This is a genomic window from Rathayibacter sp. VKM Ac-2856 (assembly GCF_013205055.1).
In the GTDB taxonomy this organism is placed as follows: domain Bacteria; phylum Actinomycetota; class Actinomycetes; order Actinomycetales; family Microbacteriaceae; genus Rathayibacter.
In genome coordinates this window covers 610,501-628,602 of sequence record NZ_JABMLF010000001.1, presented here as the reverse complement: position 1 = coordinate 628,602, position 18,102 = coordinate 610,501, and the positions used below count along the sequence as shown (strand labels likewise).

Sequence of the window (18,102 nt, the reverse complement as noted above, 5' to 3'; positions counted from 1 at the left end):
TCCGTTCCTATGGACGGAATCTTATGCACAACGGCCCGTTATGCGCAGGACTGCATTCTTAAGGAAGGCGCAACTGGCGCACTGGGACGGGTCAGGCCGCGGCCTTCTCCTCGGCGGGGGTGGCGTGCTTGACGTGGGCGATCAGGTGGCCGAGGAGCGAGGCGATCAGGGTGATCGCGGCGGCGATGGCGAGGCCGAGCCAGAGGCCGACGTTCAGCGCCAGGGCGCCGACTCCGGCGCCGACGGCGATCAGGACGACGGCCGTGGCGCGGCGGAACCAGGGCTGGCCCTTGCCGCCGCCGAGGCGCGAGTCGGCGGCGAGGCCGGTGATGGTCGACGTGACGACGACGGTGGTGACGTCCTTGACGGCGATGTGGCGGGCGGTCGCGGCCTGGAGGCCCATCGCGAGGCCCAGCACGCCGGTGACCGTCAGGGCGAGCGGCTCCGGGTGCTCGGGGACGACGCCGAGGACGACGGCCAGCACGGCCATCAGCAGGCCGACGACGGTGAAGAGCCAGGACGAGCGGGTGGTCCAGCCGACCTTGACCGGGCGCAGGACGCGGCCGCCGATCGCGGCGCCGAGCATGAAGCCCACGAGGGCGATGATCGGGCCGACGACGGGGAGGTCGTCGGCGCCGGCGAGCGCCATGCCGAGGATGACGACGTTGCCGGTCATGTTGCCGGTGAAGACCCGGTCGAGGCCGAGGTAGCCGACGGCGTCGATGATGCCGGTCGAGAAGGTCAGGGCGAGCATGAGGCCGAGGTGGACGTTGTCGGTGCGCGTGCGCAGGCGTCGGAACACGGGGGTCCTGTCGTCGGAGGGGGTGGGCGGGGGCCGCGAGATGCCACTTGTGGGCGCCGCCACCGGCGTGTCGCGAGCACAAGTGGCATCTCGCGGAGGTCGGGGCGGGTGCGCCGCCGATCCTGCCATGGATGCGGCCGTGTGCTGCGACACGAGGGCGCAACACGGCGCCGTTACTGTCGGACGGTGCGCGGGGCGGACCCGCGCGGGGAGGCGGCGGAGATGAGCGAGGCGGACGTGAGCGAGGCGGACGTGACCGAGGCGGACGTGACCGAGGCGGACGTGACCGAGGCGGACGTGACCGAGGCGGAGACGCCGGAGGCCGTGCGGCGGGCGGTGTGGGCGGTCCAGCCCGGTGAGGGACTCCCCGCAGGGGTCGAGTACCTGCCGGCGGGGCCCGGGTCGGTGCTGTGGGGGCGGCTGCCCTGCGCGAGCGACCGCGCGGTGCTCACCGTCGACTCCGGGGCCGAGGTCGTCATCGACACGCTCAGTCACGAGGGGGTCCTGGAGGACCAGGGCCGCGATCCCGCGGCGTTCTTCGGCGCGCACGGCGTCGCTCCCGAGGGCGTGCTGCGCGACGCGGTCGAGCTCGCGGCGGCCGGGCCGTTCCGCGACACCGCGGTCGATGGGCCCCACGTCGTCACCGGGCCGATCGCGGTCCGCGGTGCGCAGCCGGGCGACCTGCTCCGCATGACGCTGCTCGAGGCCGAGCCGCGGGTGCCGTACGGCGTGATCTCGAACCGGCACGGGCGCGGCGCCCTGCCGGGGGAGTACCCGCTGGCCGCGGGTCCGTTCAGCGCGTTCGCCCGCGTCGAGGAGGGCGAGGACGGGGTGCGCCGCGGCGTGCTGCCGCTGACGCCCGGCGGGGAGCGGACGGCGCGGTTCGAGCTGCACCCGTTCCTCGGGATCATGGGCGTGGCGGTGGCGGGCGACGAGCGGCCGCACTCGGTGCCTCCGGGAGCGCACGGCGGCAACATCGACATCTCGCTGCTGACGGCGGGGACGAGCGTGTACCTGCCGGTGCAGGTGCCGGGCGCGCTCGCGTACGTCGGCGATCCGCACTTCGCGCAGGGCGACGGGGAGGTCGCGCTGACGGCGATGGAGGCGAGCCTGCGGGTGCGGGTGCGCTTCGAGGTGGTGCCGCGGGCAGAGGCGCTCGAGGCGTTCGGCGAGATCGCCGGGCCGCTCGGCGAGACGGCCGACTTCCTCGTGCCGACCGGGATGGACGAGGACCTCGACGTCGCCGTGCAGAACTGCGTGCGCGCGGCGATCGCGCTGCTGCAGGCGCGGTACGGGATGGACGCCAGCCTCGCCTACGCGTACCTCAGCGCCGCGACGGACTTCAACATCTCGCAGGTCGTCGACCTGGTGAAGGGCGTGCACGCCCGCGTGCGGACGGCGGACTTCGATGCGTGATCCGGTTGACGTCGGTCCGCTCGGTGCCGATCCGCGGGTCACGACGCTGGAGGGCGCGCTGCCCGACGGGCTCGTCGACGCGGTGCTGGCCTACGAAGCCGCGCTGTCGGCCGACGACGTGCCGGCGCTCGCGGACGCGTTCGTCCGGTCGCCGACGACGCTGCGCGGCGACGCCTCGGGGCTCCTGGTCGGGCACGAGGCGATCACGGGGTTCCGCGGGCGGCGCGGCGGGACGCCGGCGCGGGCGATCGCCGAGCTGCACGTGCGAGCTCTCGGGGCGGACGACGCACTGGTGGTGACGGTGAACGCGCCGGCACGCGGCGGGCGCGGCCTGGTCACGCAGCTGTGGACGCGCGAGGGCGGCGTCTGGCGGGTGCGCGCGGCGCAGGTGCAGGCGCCCGCTCCGGCACTCGACCCGCGGGTGTGGCGGGCTGTCGGGGCGCCGCTCGTGCCCGCCTCGGCGCCGGGGCCCCTCGACGGGCTAGACGTGGCGGTGAAGGACCTCTTCGCGATCGAGGGGCAGCGGATCGGCGCCGGGCTGCCGGCGCGGCTGGCGGAGGCGGAGATCGAACGGACCACTGCGCCCGCCGTCGCGATGCTGCTGGCCGCGGGAGCCGCGGTGCGCGGGATCGCGCAGACGGATGAGTTCGCGTACAGCATCGCGGGGCGGAACTCCGGCTACGGGACGCCGCCGAACCCCGCGGTCCCGGGCGCGATCCCGGGCGGCTCCTCGAGCGGACCCGCCACGGCGGTCTCGCTCGGCCAGGCGTCGATCGGGCTGGCCACGGACACCGCGGGGTCGATCCGCGTGCCGGCCTCCTATCAGGGGCTGTGGGGACTGCGGACGACGCACGGCGCCGTGCCGGTGGCGGGGCTGCTGCCGCTCGCGCCGAGCTTCGACACGGTCGGCTGGCTGACCCGCGACCTCGCGACGCTGCGGCGGGTGGCGGGCGTCGCGCTGGCCGGGCTCGCCGAGGTGCCGGCGGGCGGGTTCGTCGTGGCCGACGCGCTGATCGAGCGGGTCGACGCTCCGGTCGCGGCGGCGTTCTCGGCGGTGGTCGAGGGGCTCGGGGCGGAGCGGGTCGTGCTGCCGCCGCTGCAGGAGATGTTCGAGGCGTTCCGCACGGTGCAGGCGGCGGAGGCGTGGGCGTCGGACGGCGACTGGGTCGCGGCGCACCCGGGCGTGCTGGCGCCGGACGTGCAGAGCCGGTTCGATGCGGCGTCGCGGATCGACGCGGCGGCCGAGGCGGTGGCGCGGGAGGCCGTCGCGGGGTTCCGCGCGGCGCTCGATGCGGCGCTGGCGGGGCGGGTGCTGCTGCTGCCGTCGGCGTCGTCGGTGGCGCCGGCGCTCGACGCGTCCGCGGGGGTCATCGATGCGGCGCGGACGGCGACGCTGGGATTGACCTGCATCGCGGGGATCGGCGGGTACCCGGCGCTCTCGGTGCCGCGGCTGAGTGTCGACGGGCGGCCGGTGGGGCTGTGCCTCGTGGGGCCGCGGGGGGCCGATCTGGGGCTGCTGGAGCGGGCGGCGGGGGTGCTGGGGGAGGCGTAGGCGGCGAGAGCCGAGCAGCGTGGGTCTCGATACGCCCGCTGTGCGGGCTACTCGACCAGCATGGGTGAGGGTGCGACCCGTGCGTGAAGCTCGGGCGGGCGCTCGGTCATGCTGGCGAGGAGTCACGGAGTGCCGCATCGAGAACGCCGCGCGCCGAAACGTGGACGAAACGTCTGTTGCATAGGATCCTCGACTGAAACAGGTTTTTCTGCTCGTCCGACTGCGAAGAAGGTGGCTCCCATTCCGACCGCGCCCGAGATCTCGACGTTCCTCCCCATCGATCCGCCGCCCCGGCTGCTGATGGGTCCCGGCCCGATCAACGCCGATCCGCGGGTCCTCCGCGCGATGTCCGCGCAGCTGGTCGGCCAGTACGACCCGTTCATGACCTTGATGATGAACGAGACGCAGGAGCTCTACCGCCGCGTCTTCGCCACCTCGAACGAGAAGACGATGCTCGTCGACGGCACCAGCCGCGCCGGCATCGAGGCCGCGCTCGTGTCGATGCTCGAGCCGGGCGACCGGGTGCTGGTGCCCGTCTTCGGCCGCTTCGGCCACCTCCTCCGCGAGATCGCCCAGCGCTGCGGCGCCGAGGTGCACGTGATCGAGGCGGAGTGGGGGCAGGTCTTCCCCGTCTCGGCGATCGTCGAGGCGATCGAGCGCGTGCGCCCGAAGGTGCTCGCGGTGGTGCACGGCGACACGTCGACGACGATGGCGCAGCCGCTCGAGGAGCTCGGCGCGGTCTGCGAGAAGCACGGCGTGCTGTTCTACACCGACGTCACCGCGTCGCTCGCGGGAAACGCCTTCGGCGCCGACGAGCTCGGGCTCGACGCGGTCTCCGCGGGGCTGCAGAAGTGCCTCGGCGGGCCGTCCGGCTCGGCGCCCGTCACCTTCTCGGAGCGCGCCGTCGCCGTGATCGAGGCGCGCAAGAGCATCGAGGCCGGGATCCGTGACGAGGGCGACGCGGTCAGCGCGCACCCGGTCCGCTCCAACTACTTCGACCTCGGCATGGTCTTCGACTACTGGGGCCCGCGCCGGCTCAACCACCACACCGAGGCCACGACGATGCTCTACGGCGCGCGGGAGTGCGCCCGGCTGATCGTGGAGGAGGGCCTGGACGCCACGATCGCGCGCCACGAGCTGCACGGCGCGGCGATGCTGGCGGGCGTGCAGGGGCTGGGCCTCCGCGTCTTCGGCGACCTCGCGCACAAGATGAACAACGTCGTCGCGGTGCACATCCCGGACGGCGTGAACGGCGACGCGGTGCGCGGCGCGATGCTGGAGGACTTCGGCATCGAGATCGGCACGTCCTTCGGCCCGCTGCACGGCAAGGTCTGGCGGATCGGGACGATGGGCTACAACGCGCGCCAGGACACGGTGCTGACGACCCTCGCCGCTCTGGAGGCGGTCCTGCGGCGCGCGGGCGCCGCGGTCGCCCCGGGCGGCGGCGTCGCCGGCGCGTACGGCGTCTACGACTCCGCCTCGGGAGGCGCGGCGTGAGCGTCGTCGACGCCGCGGCGATCATGGCGCGCTGCGACGAGCTCGCGGCGGTCTCGTGCACCCGCGGCGCGATCGAGCGCGTCTACCTCTCCCCGGAGCACGCCCGCGTCAACGCGATGGCGGCGCGCTGGATGGAGGACGCCGGCATGCGCACCTGGCAGGACGCTGCCGGCAACCAGTGCGGCCGCTACGAGGGCGCGACGCCCGGGCTGCCCGCGCTGCTGCTCGGCTCGCACCTGGACACGGTGCCCGACGCGGGGCGCTACGACGGGATCCTCGGCGTCATGCTCGCGATCGCCGTCGTCTCGCGGCTGAACGCGGCCGGGACCCGCCTGCCGTTCGCGGTCGAGGTCGTGGCCTTCGGCGACGAGGAGGGCACCCGCTTCGGCACCGCGCTGCTGGGTTCCCGCGCCGTCGCCGGCACCTGGGACGAGCACTGGTGGGAGCTGGAGGACGCCGACGGCGTCACGCTGGTCGAGGCGTTCCACGAGTTCGGCCTCGACCCCTCGCGCATCTCCACCGCGGCGCGCGACGCGGGCGACGTGCTCGCCTACCTCGAGACGCACATCGAGCAGGGCCCGTACCTCGAGGAGGCGGACCGCGCGCTGGGCGTGGTCTCCTCCATCGCGGGCGCCCGCCGCTTCGCGCTGACCCTCACCGGCAAGGCCGGCCACGCGGGCGGTGTGCCCTTCGACCGCCGCCGCGACGCCCTGACCGGAGCGGCCGAGGCGGTGCTGGCCGTGGAGCGCATCGCCCGCGAGCACGGCGCGATCGCCACGGTCGGCCGCCTCGAGGCGTTCCCGGGCGCCGTGAACGTGATCCCCGGCCGGGTCGAGTTCTCGCTCGACCTGCGCGCCGAGTTCGACGACGTGCGCGACACGGTGTGGAGCGAGATCGAGCACGCGATGTCCGAGTCCGCTCGCCGCCGCCGTCTCGCGCTGACCGTCGAGGAGACCCACGGGGCGCCCGCCGTCGTCGCCGCGGACTGGCTGCAGGACGTCGTCCGCGCCGGCATCCGCGCCACCGGCGACGAGCAGCCGATGGTGCTGTTCTCGAAGGCGGGGCACGACGCGATGGCGATCGCCGATCTCACCGAGTACGCGATGCTCTTCGTCCGCTGCGAGGGCGGCGTCAGCCACCACCCCGAGGAGAACGTCACGGAGGCCGACGTCGCGACGGCCCTGGACGCCTTCGAGGCGGCGGTGCACGCGTTCGCCGAGGCGCGGGCGGGCCGCGTGTGACGGGCGCCGCGGCGCCGGTCGTCGGGCTCGGCAGCACGACCCAGGTGCCGAGCATCGGGCACCGGATCGACGCGGGCTACGCCTCGCTCTCGCCGCAGGAGCAGCGCGCGGCCGACTTCATCCTCGATCACCTCGGCGACCTCGCCGTCTACACGGCGACCGAGCTCGCCCAGCACAGCGGGGTCTCGAAGGCCACCGTCTCGCGGCTCTTCCGCCGGCTGGGCTTCTCGAACTCGCAGGAGGTGCGCGAGCACGCCCGCGCGCTGCGCAGCTCGGGCGTCCCGGTCGGGCCCGCGTCCGGTGCGCCGGCCGAGGCGCTCGCCGCCCATCTCGAGAGCGAGCACGCGAATCTCCGCCGGCTCGCGACCACCTTCGCCGACGGGCGGCTCGAGGAGTCGGTGCGTCTGCTCTCGGGTGCGCGCGAGGTCGTCGTGATCGGCCTGCGCAACAGCTACCCCGTCGCCCTGCACCTGCGCCAGCAGCTCGCCCAGGCGCGCGCCCGAGTGCGGGTGGCGCCGCAGCCCGGGCAGTCGCTCGGCGAGGAGATCGCCGGGCTGGGCGCGGAGGACGCGGTGGTGCTGGTGGGCTTCCGCCGGCGGCCCGCGTCCTTCGAGGCCGTCGTCGATGTGCTGGCCGCCCGCGGGGTGCCCGTCGTGCTGCTCGCCGACGCGCAGGCGCGGCGCTTCGCCGATCGCTGCGCGGTGTGGCTGGAGTGCCCCGTCGACAGCGAGGCGGCGTTCGACAGCTACGCGGCGGCGATGAGCGCGGTCGCCGTGCTGGCGTCCGGTGTGCTGGGCGCGGTGCCGCGCGGGTCGCGCGAGCGCATCGCGGGCATCAGCACGCTCTACGCCGAGCTGGCGGAGCTGGAGGAGCGGCCGTGAGCGCCGAGGCGGCCGAGCTGATCCGGGCGCACGCGCGCCACCCGGTGGGCCGGGACGAGTCGGCGCCCGCCGAGGTGCGGGGCCGGGCCGAGGTGCGGGGCCGGGCCGAGGTGCGGGGCCGGGCCGAGCTGCTCACCCCGACCTGCGGCGACCGGATCGAGGTCCGCGTCTCCGGGAGCGCGACGGCGCTGGCGATCCGGTGGAGCGGGCGCGGCTGCGAGGTGTCGCAGGGGTCGGCGTCGCTGCTGGCCGACGAGCTCGACGGGCTCGACGCGGGCGCTGTCCGGGATCGGACGGCCGCCTTCCTCGCCGCGATGGCGGAGCACGACGCGATGAGCGGCCGCGGCGCGACACCCGGCCGCGCCGAGACTCCCGGTGTCGACTCCGGACCGCCGCTCGGCGACGAGGCGGCCCTGCTGCTGGTCGCCGCGAATCCGGTGCGCTCGGTCTGCGCCACGCTGGCCTGGCGCGCCCTGCGCGACGCGCTCGAGCAGAGCGGCCTCGACGAGGGCGGCGCGGGATGACCGGGTCAGCCCGGTCCGTCGCGGTCGGCGCCCGAGAAGAGGTCGCCGCACTCCACCTCGAGCACCCCGTGCCGCGCCAGGTACTCGCGGGCCCCCGCGTCGCCGGAGAGCGACGCGGCGAGCGGCCGCCAGTGCATGCGGCCGAGGAGCACCGGATGGCCGGGCCGACCGCGGTAGGTCGCGCGGGCGAGCACCGCCGGATCCGCGGGGGACTCGCGCAGCAGCCGCTCACCGACCGCTGCAGGCTCGTCGGGCAGATCGACGAGCGTCACCAGGGCGGCGTCCCCGATCGCGGCGTCGAGACCCGCGCGCAGGGAGGCGGACAGGCCCTCGGCCCAGTCCTCCGCGACGGCGACCGCCGCGCGCTCCGGCACCCGCTGCCGGGCCTCGTCGGCTCCGGCCCCCAGCACGACCAGCACGCGCGCGCAGCCGACGGCCTCGAGCCGCGAGACGGCGCGCTCGACCCAGCTCACGCCCACCAAATCGCGGCGCAGGGCCTTCGGGCCGCCCGCCCGGCGTCCGGCACCGGCGGCGAGCACCACCCCCACCACGTCCATCCGACCATCGTGCCGCACACCCGGCGCCGACGAGGAGCCTCCATGACCGACTCCACTCCCGACTCCGCTCCCGACTCCGCTACCGACTCCGCTACCGACCACGCCCCGGACTTGTCGCGGCTGCGCGACGCGCTGCTGGCGTGCCTCGCCGTCCCGCGCTGGGCCGACGAGGTCGCCACCGGCGCGCCGTACGCCTCCGCCGACGCCCTCGCCGCGGCGGCCGACGCGAGCGCGCGCACGCTGACGGCCGACGAGGTGGAGGCGGCGCTCGCCGACCACCCCCGGATCGGCGAGCGGCACGCGGGGTCCGGACGGTCCTCCGAGTTCTCCGCCGCGGAGCAGGCGTCCAGCCTGTCGCCGGACGAGGCGCTGGCCGAGCGGCTGCTGGCCGGCAACCTCGCCTACGAGGAGCGCTTCGGCCGGGTGTTCCTCATCCGGGCGGCCGGACGCGACCGGGCCGAGATCGTCGCCGAGCTGGAGCGCCGCCTCGCCCTGGACGACGAGACCGAGCGCGGGATCGTCGCCGAGCAGCTGCGCGAGATCACCGTGCTGCGGACCCGCGCGCTCGGGCCGGGGACCGGCGCGGTCGCGGAGGCGAGCCGATGAGCGCGCACCGCAGCCACGTCACGACGCACGTGCTCGACGCGGTGCTCGGCCGGCCCGCGCAGGACGTGCCCGTCGCGCTCGAGGCCCGCGGCGAGTCCGGCTGGGAGCCGATCGCGTCGGCCCGCACGGACGCCGACGGCCGCGTCGCCGAGTTCGGCCCGGCGGCGCTGCCCGCGGGCGTCTACCGGGTCGTCTTCGACACCGCCGCCTACTTCCAGCGCTCGGGCACGGAGTCGTTCTACCCCGAGGTCGTCGTCGCATTCCGGCTCGAGGACACGGCGGCGCACTTCCACATCCCGCTGCTGCTGAGCCCGTTCGCCTACTCGACCTACCGGGGGAGCTGAGCGTGCAGCTCCGCGATCTCCTCGATGCGCCGACCCTGCGGATCCGCGCCGTGCACACGACGGAGGAGGCGCTCGCGCGCGAGGTGAACTGGACGTTCACCACCGATCTGCTCGACCCGAGGCGCTACCTCGCCCGCGACCAGCTCGTGCTCACCGGGATGATGTGGCGGCGCACCGCGGCGGACAGCGAGACGTTCGTCGCGGCGGTCGCCTCCTCCGGCGCCGTCGCGCTGCTGGCCGGCGAGGGGCTCCTCGGCTTCGTGCCGGACGATCTGGTCGCGGCCTGCCGGGCGCACGGGGTCGCGCTCTTCGCGGTGCCGGCCGACGTCTCCTTCGCCTCGATCACCGCGCACCTCTCGAACGCGCTCGCGGGCGACCGGGTCGCGCGGCTGACCGCTGGGCTCGCGCGCCAGCGACAGCTGCTCACCGAGGTCTACCGCGGGCAGCTGCTCGACGAGCTGATCGCCCGCACCTCGACCGAGCTGGGGCGGCCGGTGCGCGTGCTCACCGCGACCGGTCGCGCGGCCGCCGCGTCCGCCGATCCGCTCGGTGCCGAGGAGGTCGATCGCGTCGTCGAGGCCGCGCTCACCGCGCGCCGCACGCCGGTCACCGTGCCCGACGCGCACGGCGGCGTGCTGTCGATCCTGGCCGTCGCCGGAGCGGAGGAGCACCGCGCCGCCTCGTGGTTCGTCGTCGTCGCCGGCGACTGGAACGAGTGGCACCCCTCCCTGCTCGACGCGATCACCGAGCTCACCGGCGTGGTCGGGCTCTACCGGCTGCAGCGCGAGGCGGCGCTGCTCGCCGACGCAGCGCTCGCCGATCGGCTGCTCGAGCTGATCGACGAGGACAGCGAGCAGCCCGAGACCGCGGTGTACCTGCGCCAGCTGGGACTGGGCGGCGTCGAGCGGTTCGCCGTGCTGGCGGCCGCGGTGGACGGCGACGGCGATCTCGCGCGCGCGGTGCTGACGGACGCGGTGGCGCACCTCGGCCGTGCCGTGGTCGGCCGGGACGCGGACGGCGCGGTGGCGCTGGTCCCGGTGACGGACGAGGACGCGCTGCCCGTGGTGACGGGGGCGCTCCGGCGCCTCGGACCCGCGCTCGGCGGGGCGGTGCTGCGGGTGGGAGTGAGTGCGCCGAGCCCGCTGCCCGCGCTCGGCGGGGCGCTGCGGTCGGCGCGGTACGCGCTGCGGCTGCCGTCCGCGCCGGGGGACGGCTCGCCGGTGCGGATCGGGACGGCCGGCGAGGTGACGTCGGCCGTGCAGCTGCTGAGCGCGGTGCCCGACCACCTGCGCGCGGTGTTCGTCGAGCTCGTGCTCGGCCGGCTCCTGGAGCACGACGCGCGCTACAACTCGCAGCTCGTGGCGACGCTCGCGGCGTTCCTCGACTGCGGCGGCTCGTGGGTGCGCGCGGCCGAGCAGACGCACCTGCACCTCAACACGGTCCGCTACCGCATCGCGCGGGTGGAGGAGCTGACCGGGCGCGACCTGTCGAACACGTCCGACCGCGCCGACCTGTTCCTCGCGCTGCAGCTGCGCTGAGCGGCGGGGCGGCGCGGGGTCTCGATACGCCCCTTGCGGGGCTACTCGACCAGCAGGAATGCATGCTGATCGAGTAGCCCGCGGAGCGGGCGTATCGAGATCCACCTGAGCAGGGACGCGGGGTCTCGATACGCCCCTGCGGGGCTGCTCGACCAGCATGGTGCGGCTCTGCGGACCCGTGCGGGTCAGTCGCGCGGCGCCGGGGCGACGACGCGGCGGCCCCGCACGTGGACCGCGGCGATCGCGGGCTCGCGCAGGCCCAGGAGCAGGGCGAAGAGGAGCTGCGCCGTCGCCTCGGCGGCGTCGTCGGCGCGGATCCCGAGCGCGAGCACGTCGGCGAGCGGCTCCCACCGGTCGGGCTCGATGCGGAGGAAGTCCGCGTCCTTGCCGAGGTCGAAGTTGCCGAAGCGGTCCTCCATGTCGAGCGCCCGCGCTCCCGCCAGCGTCGCGGTGAAGAGCAGCTGCGCCGGGTGCAGCGCGATCGACGCGTCGCCCTCCTCCGACAGGTGCACCTTGAAGGCGTCGTTCGCCACCCGCGAGAGCAGCCACTCGTCGCCCGCGCCGATGTCGCTCCCGAGCGCGATCGTCACCCCCGCGGCAGCCGTCCGCCGCCAGGGCATCGTCCCCGAGCCGAGGAACTGCTGCGAGGTCGGGCAGTGCGCGATCGAGGTGCCGGTCGCGGCCATCCGGTGCAGCTCCTCGTCCTGGCAGTGCACGGCGTGCGCGAGGATCGTCCGCCGGCCGAGCAGCGACGATCCGCCGCGCAGCGAGCCGGGCAGGAACAGCCCGTCGTAGGTGTCGAGGTAGCTGCGGGTGCCGAAGCCGGCCAGGACCGCCGCGATCTCGCCGTCGCCGGGCCGGTCGTTCTCGTTGAGGTGGCTGTGCACGTAGACGCCGCGGTCGCGGACCCCGTCGTAGAGCTCGCCGAGTGCGGCGAGCGTCCGGGTCGTCACGGACAGCGAGAAGCGCGGGACGATCGCGACCTGAAGCAGGGCCGTCGCGGGGTCCCCGGTGTCGACGGCGTGCCAGCGCTCGATCTCGTCGACGACGAGCGCCAGGGCCTCGTCCTCTCCGGTGACCAGCGCCGCGGCCGAGGGCGGGCCGACGGTCTGCAGGCCGCGACCCGAGACCGTCCGCAGCCCCGCCTCGAGGCTCTGCTCGAACAGCGCGTCCTGCGCGTGCGGGAACGCCGAGCCGAAGACCATCGCGGCCGTCGTGCCCGCGCACACGCGGCGGCGGGTGAAGGCGCGCGCGACGCGGCCGGCGAACTCCTCGTCGGCGAGCCGCGACTCCGCCGGGAAGATCGCCGTGTCGAGCCACTCCAGCAGCTGCCCGCCGCCGTGCGCGTCGGTCGAGTAGGTCTGCGGGAAGTGCAGATGGGTGTCGACGAAGCCGGGCAGGAGGATCGCGCTCGCGTCCCCGGTCACCGGCCAGTCCGCGAAGTCCCGGGGGAGCGCCGCGTACGGCCCGACCCAGAGGATCGTCCCGGCGTCCCCGACGACGAGGGCGCCGTCCGGGATCGAGACGAGGGCGTCCGCCGCGGTCTCGACGGTGGGCCGGCCCGTCACGTGCAGCACGTGGCCGCGGTGCACCCCGCGGGGTCCCACCGCATCGGCGCCTGCGCTCGCCCCTGCGCTCGACCCCTCGACCCGGCCGGCCCCTGCGCTCACACCAGGCCCGAGTAGGCGCGCCAGGCGGGCCCGGCGTCCGGCGCGTCGTCGCGGGTGACGGCGGCCTGGATCAGCCCGTAGGGCCGGTCGGCGGCGTGGTAGACCTCGTTGTCGTTCTCGACGCCGAAGGGCGAGAGGTCGTAGAGGAAGTGGTGCTTGTTCGGAGCGGAGAGGCGCACCTCGACGATCTGCGGGAACTCCTCGAGCACCGCCTTGCCCATCTCGAACAGCGTCTGCTGCAGGGCGAGCGAGTGCACGGTCGCGAAGCGGCTGATCATCAGCGCCTTCACCCCGGCGTAGACGGCCTCCCAGTCGGCGGCGGCGATCTCCTCGTCCGAGAGGGCGAAGCGCCACTTCGCGACCAGCGACGTCGCCATCACGCGGTCCCGGGTGGGCGGGAGCACGGTGTACGGGTCGGTGAGGAAGCCGTGGAACTCCGAGCCGGTGGACTTGAGGATCGTCAGGTCCTTGAAGCCGCCGGTGATCCAGACCTGCTGGGCGTCGCCCTCGCCCTCGACGGTGACGGAGGCGGTGCGCACCTCCTGGCCCTTGCGGACCCAGGTGTGGTCGTGCTCCGCGCCGTCGACGAGGACCCGCTCCCAGGCGAACTCCTCGATCTCGATCCGCGCGCCGCTGACGGTGGGCGTGCCGTCGACGAAGTGCCGCGCCAGCTCGAGGCCGTACGCCTCGATCGAGCGCAGCCCCTTCTCCTTCGCGAAGGAGTACGCCGTCTGCTTCTGCGTGTCCGTGGGCAGGACGGCGGACTGGTCGCCGGTCAGGTGCGCGGCCTCGAAGTCGCCGCGCAGGGCGGTCGAGACGTTGACGTCGTGGATCTCGTGCCGGGGGCTGTCGCGGTAGATCCGGACGACGCGGTTCTCGGCCTTCCCGTACTGGTGGTCTCCGAGGATGATCGACATGTCCGCTCCTGTTCGCGTTCGGTGGTTCGTGCGGCCGGCTCCGCGCCGGTCGGTCCTGAGCGGCCTCCGCCCGGCGATCCGGTGACGGTGCCCGCCGTGGGGCCGTCTGCCAGGATGCCGCTCGCGCCGCGCCCCGCGCACCGGCGGAGTGCTCAGCGTCCGCGACCCGTCCGCCCCGAGTCTTGTGCGATCCGCCCGGAAGGCGGGTGCGAACCGCAGGAGTTCACACGGCCGAAACCTGGCCGGAACACGGCGGCGGCCAGGGGTGCTCGGGCCGTCAGGGATGCGCGAGCGGTCAGGGGCGCTCGAGCAGCCGGCCGACCGGCGCCGCCGTGTCGCCGGTGACCTGGACTCCGCCGACCCAGGTCGCCGCGACGGCGCCGCGCAGCACGCGGCCGTCGTAGGCGGAGACCTTGTTCTTGTGCGAGAGCGCGTCGACGTCGACCGGGGCGGCCGCGTCGGGCTCGAACGCGACGAGGTCGGCGTCCGCTCCGGCGCGCAGCAGGCCCTTCTGCCCGAGGCCCGCGAAGGCGGCGGTCGCGGTCGACATCCAGGCGACGACCTGCTCGAGCGGGATCCCGCGCTCGCGCGCCCCCGTCCAGACCGCGCGGAAGCTCAGCTCGAGGCCCGAGATGCCGCCCCAGGCGAGGCCGAAGTCGCCGTCGTGCGCGAACTTGAGCTCGGCCGTGGCGGGGGAGTGGTCCGACGCGATCAGGTCGATCGTCCCGTCCAGCAGGCCCTTCCAGAGCAGCTCGCGGTTGCGCTCGTCCCGGATCGGCGGGCAGCACTTGAACTGCGTTCCGCCGTCGGGGATCGTCTCGGCGTCGAAGGTCAGGTAGTGCGGGCAGGTCTCGGCGGTGATCCGGAGCCCCTCGGCCTTCGCCTCGCGCAGCAGCGGCAGCGCCTCGGCGGAGGAGAGGTGCAGGATGTGCGCCCGGCCGCCCGTCTCGCGGACGGCCTGGATCACGTGGGCGATCGCCGAGCGCTCGGACACCGGCGGCCGCGAGTCGACGAAGGCGCCGTAGGAGGTGCCGCCGTCGTTCTCGCTCGCCGCGAGCTCGTCCGGGTCCTCCGCGTGCACGATCAGCAGGCCGTCGAACGCGGCGATCTCGCGCATCGCCTCGAACAGCTGCTCGGTGCTCAGGTGCGGGAACTCGTCGACCCCGCTCGGCGAGAGGAAGCACTTGAAGCCGAAGACGCCCGCGTCGTGCAGGGCGCGGAGGGTGCCGAGGTTCTCCGGGACCGCCCCGCCCCAGAAGCCGACGTCGACGAGCGCCTGCGGACCGGCCGCGGCCTTCTTCGCCTCGAGTCCCGCCACGGTCGTGGTGGGCGGGATCGAGTTCAGCGGCATGTCGATGATCGTGGTGACCCCGCCGGCGGCGGCCGCCCGGGTCGCGGAGGCGAAGCCCTCCCACTCGGTGCGGCCGGGCTCGTTCACGTGCACGTGCGTGTCGACGATGCCGGGGAGCAGCACCTGCCCGGCGGGGAGGACGACCTCCTCGAGCGTCTGCCACGGCGCGTCGACGTCGCCGACGGCGACGATGAGCCCGCCCGCGACGGCGACGCTGGCGGGGTGCACGCCGTTCTCGGTGAGGACGGCGGAGGAGCGGATCACGAGGTCGAGCGAGGGGGAGTCGTCGGGCATGGGTTCGACCATATACTCGGCATGTTTCCCGCGTGTGAGCGCCCGCCGACCGCACGACCCGCCGGTGCCGTCGCCTCCCGCCCGTCGACGTCGGAGGCCGCCGTGCTCGAACTCGCAGTCCCGATCCTCGAGCGCGTCGAGGCCGGCGAGCGCGTCGCCGTGGTCACCGTCACCCACGTCTTCGGCTCCGCCCCGCGTGCCCTCGGCTCCTCGATGGCGGTCGACGCGGACGGCAGCGCGATCGGATCGATCTCCGGCGGCTGCGTCGAGGCCCAGGCCTACGCGCTGGCGCAGGAGGTGCTCGGCACGGGCGGCTCCGGCTCGGAGCACTTCGGCTTCGACGACGAGGCGGCGTTCGCGGCCGGGCTCTCCTGCGGCGGGCAGCTGCGGGTCTTCGGCCACACCGTCGACGCGGGCTCCGGCGCCGTGCTCGCGGAGCTGCGCGCGGCGCGGGCGGGCCGGCCGGCGGGGCTCTCGATGATCGTCGGCGGCCCCGACGAGCTCGTCGGCCTGGTGCTGACGGGGGCGACGCGGGCGCAGGACGTGGTGGGACGCTCCCTCGACGAGGACACCGTGCGCCGCATCCTGGCCGAGCGGGCCGCCCGGCTGGCCTCGGGCCGCTCGGCGACGGTCGAGCTCGCCTGCCAGGGCGTCGAGCTCGAGGTGGCGCACATCGTCAGCGCCGAGAGGCCGCGGCTGCTGATCTTCGGCGCCGTCGACTTCTCCGCGGCGCTCTGCGCGGCCGGGGCGCTGCTGGGCTACCGGGTGACGGTCTGCGACGCGCGACCGGTGTTCGCGACGACGGAGCGGTTCCCCGGAGCCGACGAGGTCGTCGTCGACTGGCCCTCCGACTACCTCGCGAGGACGGCCGTGGACGAGCGGACGGTGATCGCGGTGCTCACCCACGACGAGAAGTTCGACGTGCCGCTGCTGGAGACGGCGCTCACCCTGCCCGCCGCGTACGTGGGGGCGATGGGCTCGCGGCGCACCCACGAGCGGCGGCTGCGGCTGCTGCGCGAGGCCGGCGTGGCGGAGGAGTCGTTGGCCCGCCTGCACTCGCCGATCGGCCTGGACATCGGCGCGTCGACGCCGGAGGAGACGGCGGTGTCGATCCTGGCGGAGGTGCTGGCGGTGCGCTCCGGAGCGTCGGGTGCTCCGCTGGCGGCGCGGAGCGGGCCGATCCACGCGACACGCTGACCTGCACGATCCGCGCCGTCCCGGACCGGATCGCGCCGCCTCGCCGTGAGCGCGCCAGGAAGGCGACAGGGGAGTCGCGGGGCTGTGATCACGGCGGCGTTCCGCCGACCGAGTCCGCTCGACGCCCGACCTTCCTCCTCCTCCGCTGAGCGGCGCCGGTTGTCCGATGCGAAGGTGATCCCGCCGTGCGCGGGCGTCCGCACGCGGCAGGAAGGGGCGACGGCGTCGCGTCTCCTGCAGATCGAACCCGGAGCACCCGCGCCCGGGGAGGAAACCGCCGCGAAACACCGCGCTGCCATGCTCGGAGGATGCAGCGCCACGTCATCACCGGAGCCCACGTCGCCACCGTCGACGCCGCCGGAGCCGAGCACTCCGGCGGCCACGTGGTCGTCGACGATCGGCGGATCGTCGCGGTCGGCGCCGGAGCACCACCCGCCTGGGCACTGGACGGCCGTGCGCCGACCGGGCTCCCGTCGCCGGAGCCCGTCGTGCTCACCCGCGTCGACGGCCGCGGCCACCTGCTGACCCCGGGGCTCGTCAACACCCACCACCACCTCTACCAGTGGCTGACGCGCGGCTGGGCGCAGGACTCGATCCTCTTCGACTGGCTGGTCGCGCTGTACCCGGCCTGGTCGCGGATCGACGCCGACCTCACCCGCTCGGCGTCGCTCGGCGCGATGGGCGTGCTCGCGCGCTCGGGCTGCAGCACCGTCGGCGATCACCACTACGTCTTCCCGCGCGGCTCCGGCGACATCGTCGGCGGGATCGTCGATGCGGCCTCCACGCTCGGGCTGCGCCTGCATGCGACCCGGGGATCGATGGATCTCGGCGAGTCGCAGGGCGGGCTGCCGCCGGACTTCGCGGTCGAGACCACCGCCGCGGCGCTGCGGGCCAGCGGCGAGGCGGTCGCGCGCTACCACGACGCCTCCTCGGACGCGATGGTCCGCATCGCGATCGCCCCGTGCTCGCCCTTCTCCGTGACGCCGGATCTGCTGCGGGAGTCCGCGGTCCTCGCCCGGCAGCTCGGCGTGCGGCTGCACACGCACGGCTCCGAGACGATCGAGGAGGACGCCTACACGCGCGAGGCCTTCGGGATGTCGCCCACCGACTACCTCGAGTCGCTGGGCTGGCTCGGCGACGACGTCTGGATGGCGCACGGCGTGCACCTCGACGACGACGCGATCGCGAAGTTCGCGGCCACCGGGACCGGAGTCGCGCACTGCCCGTCCTCGAACGCCCGGCTCGCGGCGGGGATCGCGCCGATCCCGCAGCTGCTGGCGGCGGGGGCACCGGTCGGGCTCGGCGTGGACGGAGCGGCGTCGAACGAGTCGGGGCAGCTCGGATCCGAGATCCGCGCGGCCGTGCTGATGAACCGGCTCCGCGCGGGCGCCGACCGGATGAGCGCCCGCCAGGCGCTCTCGATCGCGACGATCGGCGGGGCGCGCGTGCTCGGCCGCCAGGACGAGATCGGCTCGATCGAGGTGGGCAAGCTCGCCGACCTCGCGCTGTGGCGGATCGACGGGATCGAGCACGCCGGCATCGCCGACCCGGTCGCGGCCCTCGCCCTCGGCGCGCAGCCGCCGCTGACGCTCCTGCTCGTGAACGGCCGGCCCACGGTGTCGGAGGGACGCCTCGTCACCGCGGACGAGGAGGCGATCGCCCGCGAGGTCGCCGCCGCGAGCGCGGAGCTGGCGTCGCGCGTCTGACGCCTGCTC

At 75.0% G+C, this 18,102-nt stretch carries 16 protein-coding genes; 11 read left to right on the top strand and 5 right to left on the bottom strand.

From position 1 onward, the window contains the following. Positions 1–91 precede the first annotated feature (91 nt). Complete coding sequence (locus HQQ82_RS02930) at positions 92–802, bottom strand: YoaK family protein (RefSeq protein WP_367947786.1); 711 nt, start codon at positions 800–802, stop codon at positions 92–94. Between the two features lie 222 nt (positions 803–1,024). Between HQQ82_RS02930 and HQQ82_RS02925 the strand changes: the two genes are divergently transcribed. The 6 genes from HQQ82_RS02925 (at position 1,025) to HQQ82_RS02900 (ending at position 7,913) form a co-directional block, all read left to right on the top strand. Continuing rightward, entirely contained in the window at positions 1,025–2,218 is a 1,194-nt protein-coding gene (locus HQQ82_RS02925) for an acetamidase/formamidase family protein (protein WP_173231576.1), read from the top strand. After that, on the top strand, positions 2,211–3,770 hold the full coding sequence (locus HQQ82_RS02920) for an AtzH-like domain-containing protein (protein ID WP_173231575.1): 1,560 nt from the start codon (positions 2,211–2,213) through the stop codon (positions 3,768–3,770). The genes HQQ82_RS02925 and HQQ82_RS02920 overlap by 8 nt, the downstream gene beginning before the upstream one ends. Positions 3,771–4,070: 300 nt before the next feature. Further along, entirely contained in the window at positions 4,071–5,267 is a 1,197-nt protein-coding gene (locus tag HQQ82_RS02915) for an alanine--glyoxylate aminotransferase family protein (protein WP_173232298.1), read from the top strand. Next, positions 5,264–6,508, top strand: a complete 1,245-nt coding sequence (locus tag HQQ82_RS02910; protein ID WP_367947785.1) for an allantoate amidohydrolase — start codon at positions 5,264–5,266, stop codon at positions 6,506–6,508. Before HQQ82_RS02915 ends, HQQ82_RS02910 begins: the two co-directional genes overlap by 4 nt. Beyond that, positions 6,505–7,389, top strand: coding sequence for a MurR/RpiR family transcriptional regulator (locus HQQ82_RS20485; RefSeq protein WP_216848409.1), 885 nt, complete (start codon positions 6,505–6,507; stop codon positions 7,387–7,389). Before HQQ82_RS02910 ends, HQQ82_RS20485 begins: the two co-directional genes overlap by 4 nt. Beyond that, complete coding sequence (locus HQQ82_RS02900) at positions 7,386–7,913, top strand: iron-sulfur cluster assembly scaffold protein (protein ID WP_173231574.1); 528 nt, start codon at positions 7,386–7,388, stop codon at positions 7,911–7,913. Before HQQ82_RS20485 ends, HQQ82_RS02900 begins: the two co-directional genes overlap by 4 nt. A 5-nt stretch (positions 7,914–7,918) precedes the next feature. On the opposite strand, the gene HQQ82_RS02895 is transcribed toward HQQ82_RS02900, so the two are convergent. Beyond that, positions 7,919–8,470, bottom strand: a complete 552-nt coding sequence (locus HQQ82_RS02895; protein ID WP_173231573.1) for an NTP transferase domain-containing protein — start codon at positions 8,468–8,470, stop codon at positions 7,919–7,921. A 42-nt stretch (positions 8,471–8,512) separates the two neighbouring features. On the opposite strand from HQQ82_RS02895, the gene uraD reads away from it, so the two are divergent. Genes uraD through HQQ82_RS02880 form a run of 3 tightly spaced genes read left to right on the top strand, consistent with a single transcriptional unit; the run spans position 8,513 to position 10,958 of the window. Further along, positions 8,513–9,076, top strand: a complete 564-nt coding sequence (uraD, locus tag HQQ82_RS02890) for a 2-oxo-4-hydroxy-4-carboxy-5-ureidoimidazoline decarboxylase (protein WP_173231572.1) — start codon at positions 8,513–8,515, stop codon at positions 9,074–9,076. After that, positions 9,073–9,420 (top strand): hydroxyisourate hydrolase, encoded by a 348-nt coding sequence (gene uraH, locus HQQ82_RS02885; protein WP_173231571.1) that lies wholly within the window; start codon positions 9,073–9,075, stop codon positions 9,418–9,420. Before uraD ends, uraH begins: the two co-directional genes overlap by 4 nt. Positions 9,421–9,422: 2 nt before the next feature. Beyond that, entirely contained in the window at positions 9,423–10,958 is a 1,536-nt protein-coding gene (locus HQQ82_RS02880) for a helix-turn-helix domain-containing protein (protein WP_173231570.1), read from the top strand. Positions 10,959–11,143: 185 nt separating this feature from the next. On the opposite strand, the gene HQQ82_RS02875 is transcribed toward HQQ82_RS02880, so the two are convergent. The 3 genes from HQQ82_RS02875 to allB all read right to left on the bottom strand — a co-directional run bounded on the left by HQQ82_RS02875 (position 11,144) and on the right by allB (position 15,190). Further along, the gene (locus HQQ82_RS02875) at positions 11,144–12,565 is read right to left on the bottom strand and encodes an amidohydrolase family protein (protein WP_173231569.1); all 1,422 of its coding nucleotides are present in this window, start codon (positions 12,563–12,565) and stop codon (positions 11,144–11,146) included. 59 nt (positions 12,566–12,624) lie between these two features. Next, positions 12,625–13,545, bottom strand: coding sequence for a factor-independent urate hydroxylase (gene pucL, locus HQQ82_RS02870; protein WP_173231568.1), 921 nt, complete (start codon positions 13,543–13,545; stop codon positions 12,625–12,627). A gap of 295 nt (positions 13,546–13,840) precedes the next feature. Next, a complete protein-coding gene (allB, locus tag HQQ82_RS02865) occupies positions 13,841–15,190 on the bottom strand; it encodes an allantoinase AllB (RefSeq protein ID WP_173231567.1) in 1,350 nt (449 codons plus the stop codon). Between the two features lie 102 nt (positions 15,191–15,292). Here allB and HQQ82_RS02860 point away from each other — a divergent pair, with 102 nt between their 5' ends. Continuing rightward, complete coding sequence (locus HQQ82_RS02860) at positions 15,293–16,387, top strand: XdhC family protein (RefSeq protein ID WP_367947783.1); 1,095 nt, start codon at positions 15,293–15,295, stop codon at positions 16,385–16,387. Positions 16,388–16,695: 308 nt separating this feature from the next. Next, positions 16,696–18,093, top strand: a complete 1,398-nt coding sequence (locus HQQ82_RS02855) for an 8-oxoguanine deaminase (protein WP_173231565.1) — start codon at positions 16,696–16,698, stop codon at positions 18,091–18,093. Positions 18,094–18,102: the final 9 nt, after the last annotated feature.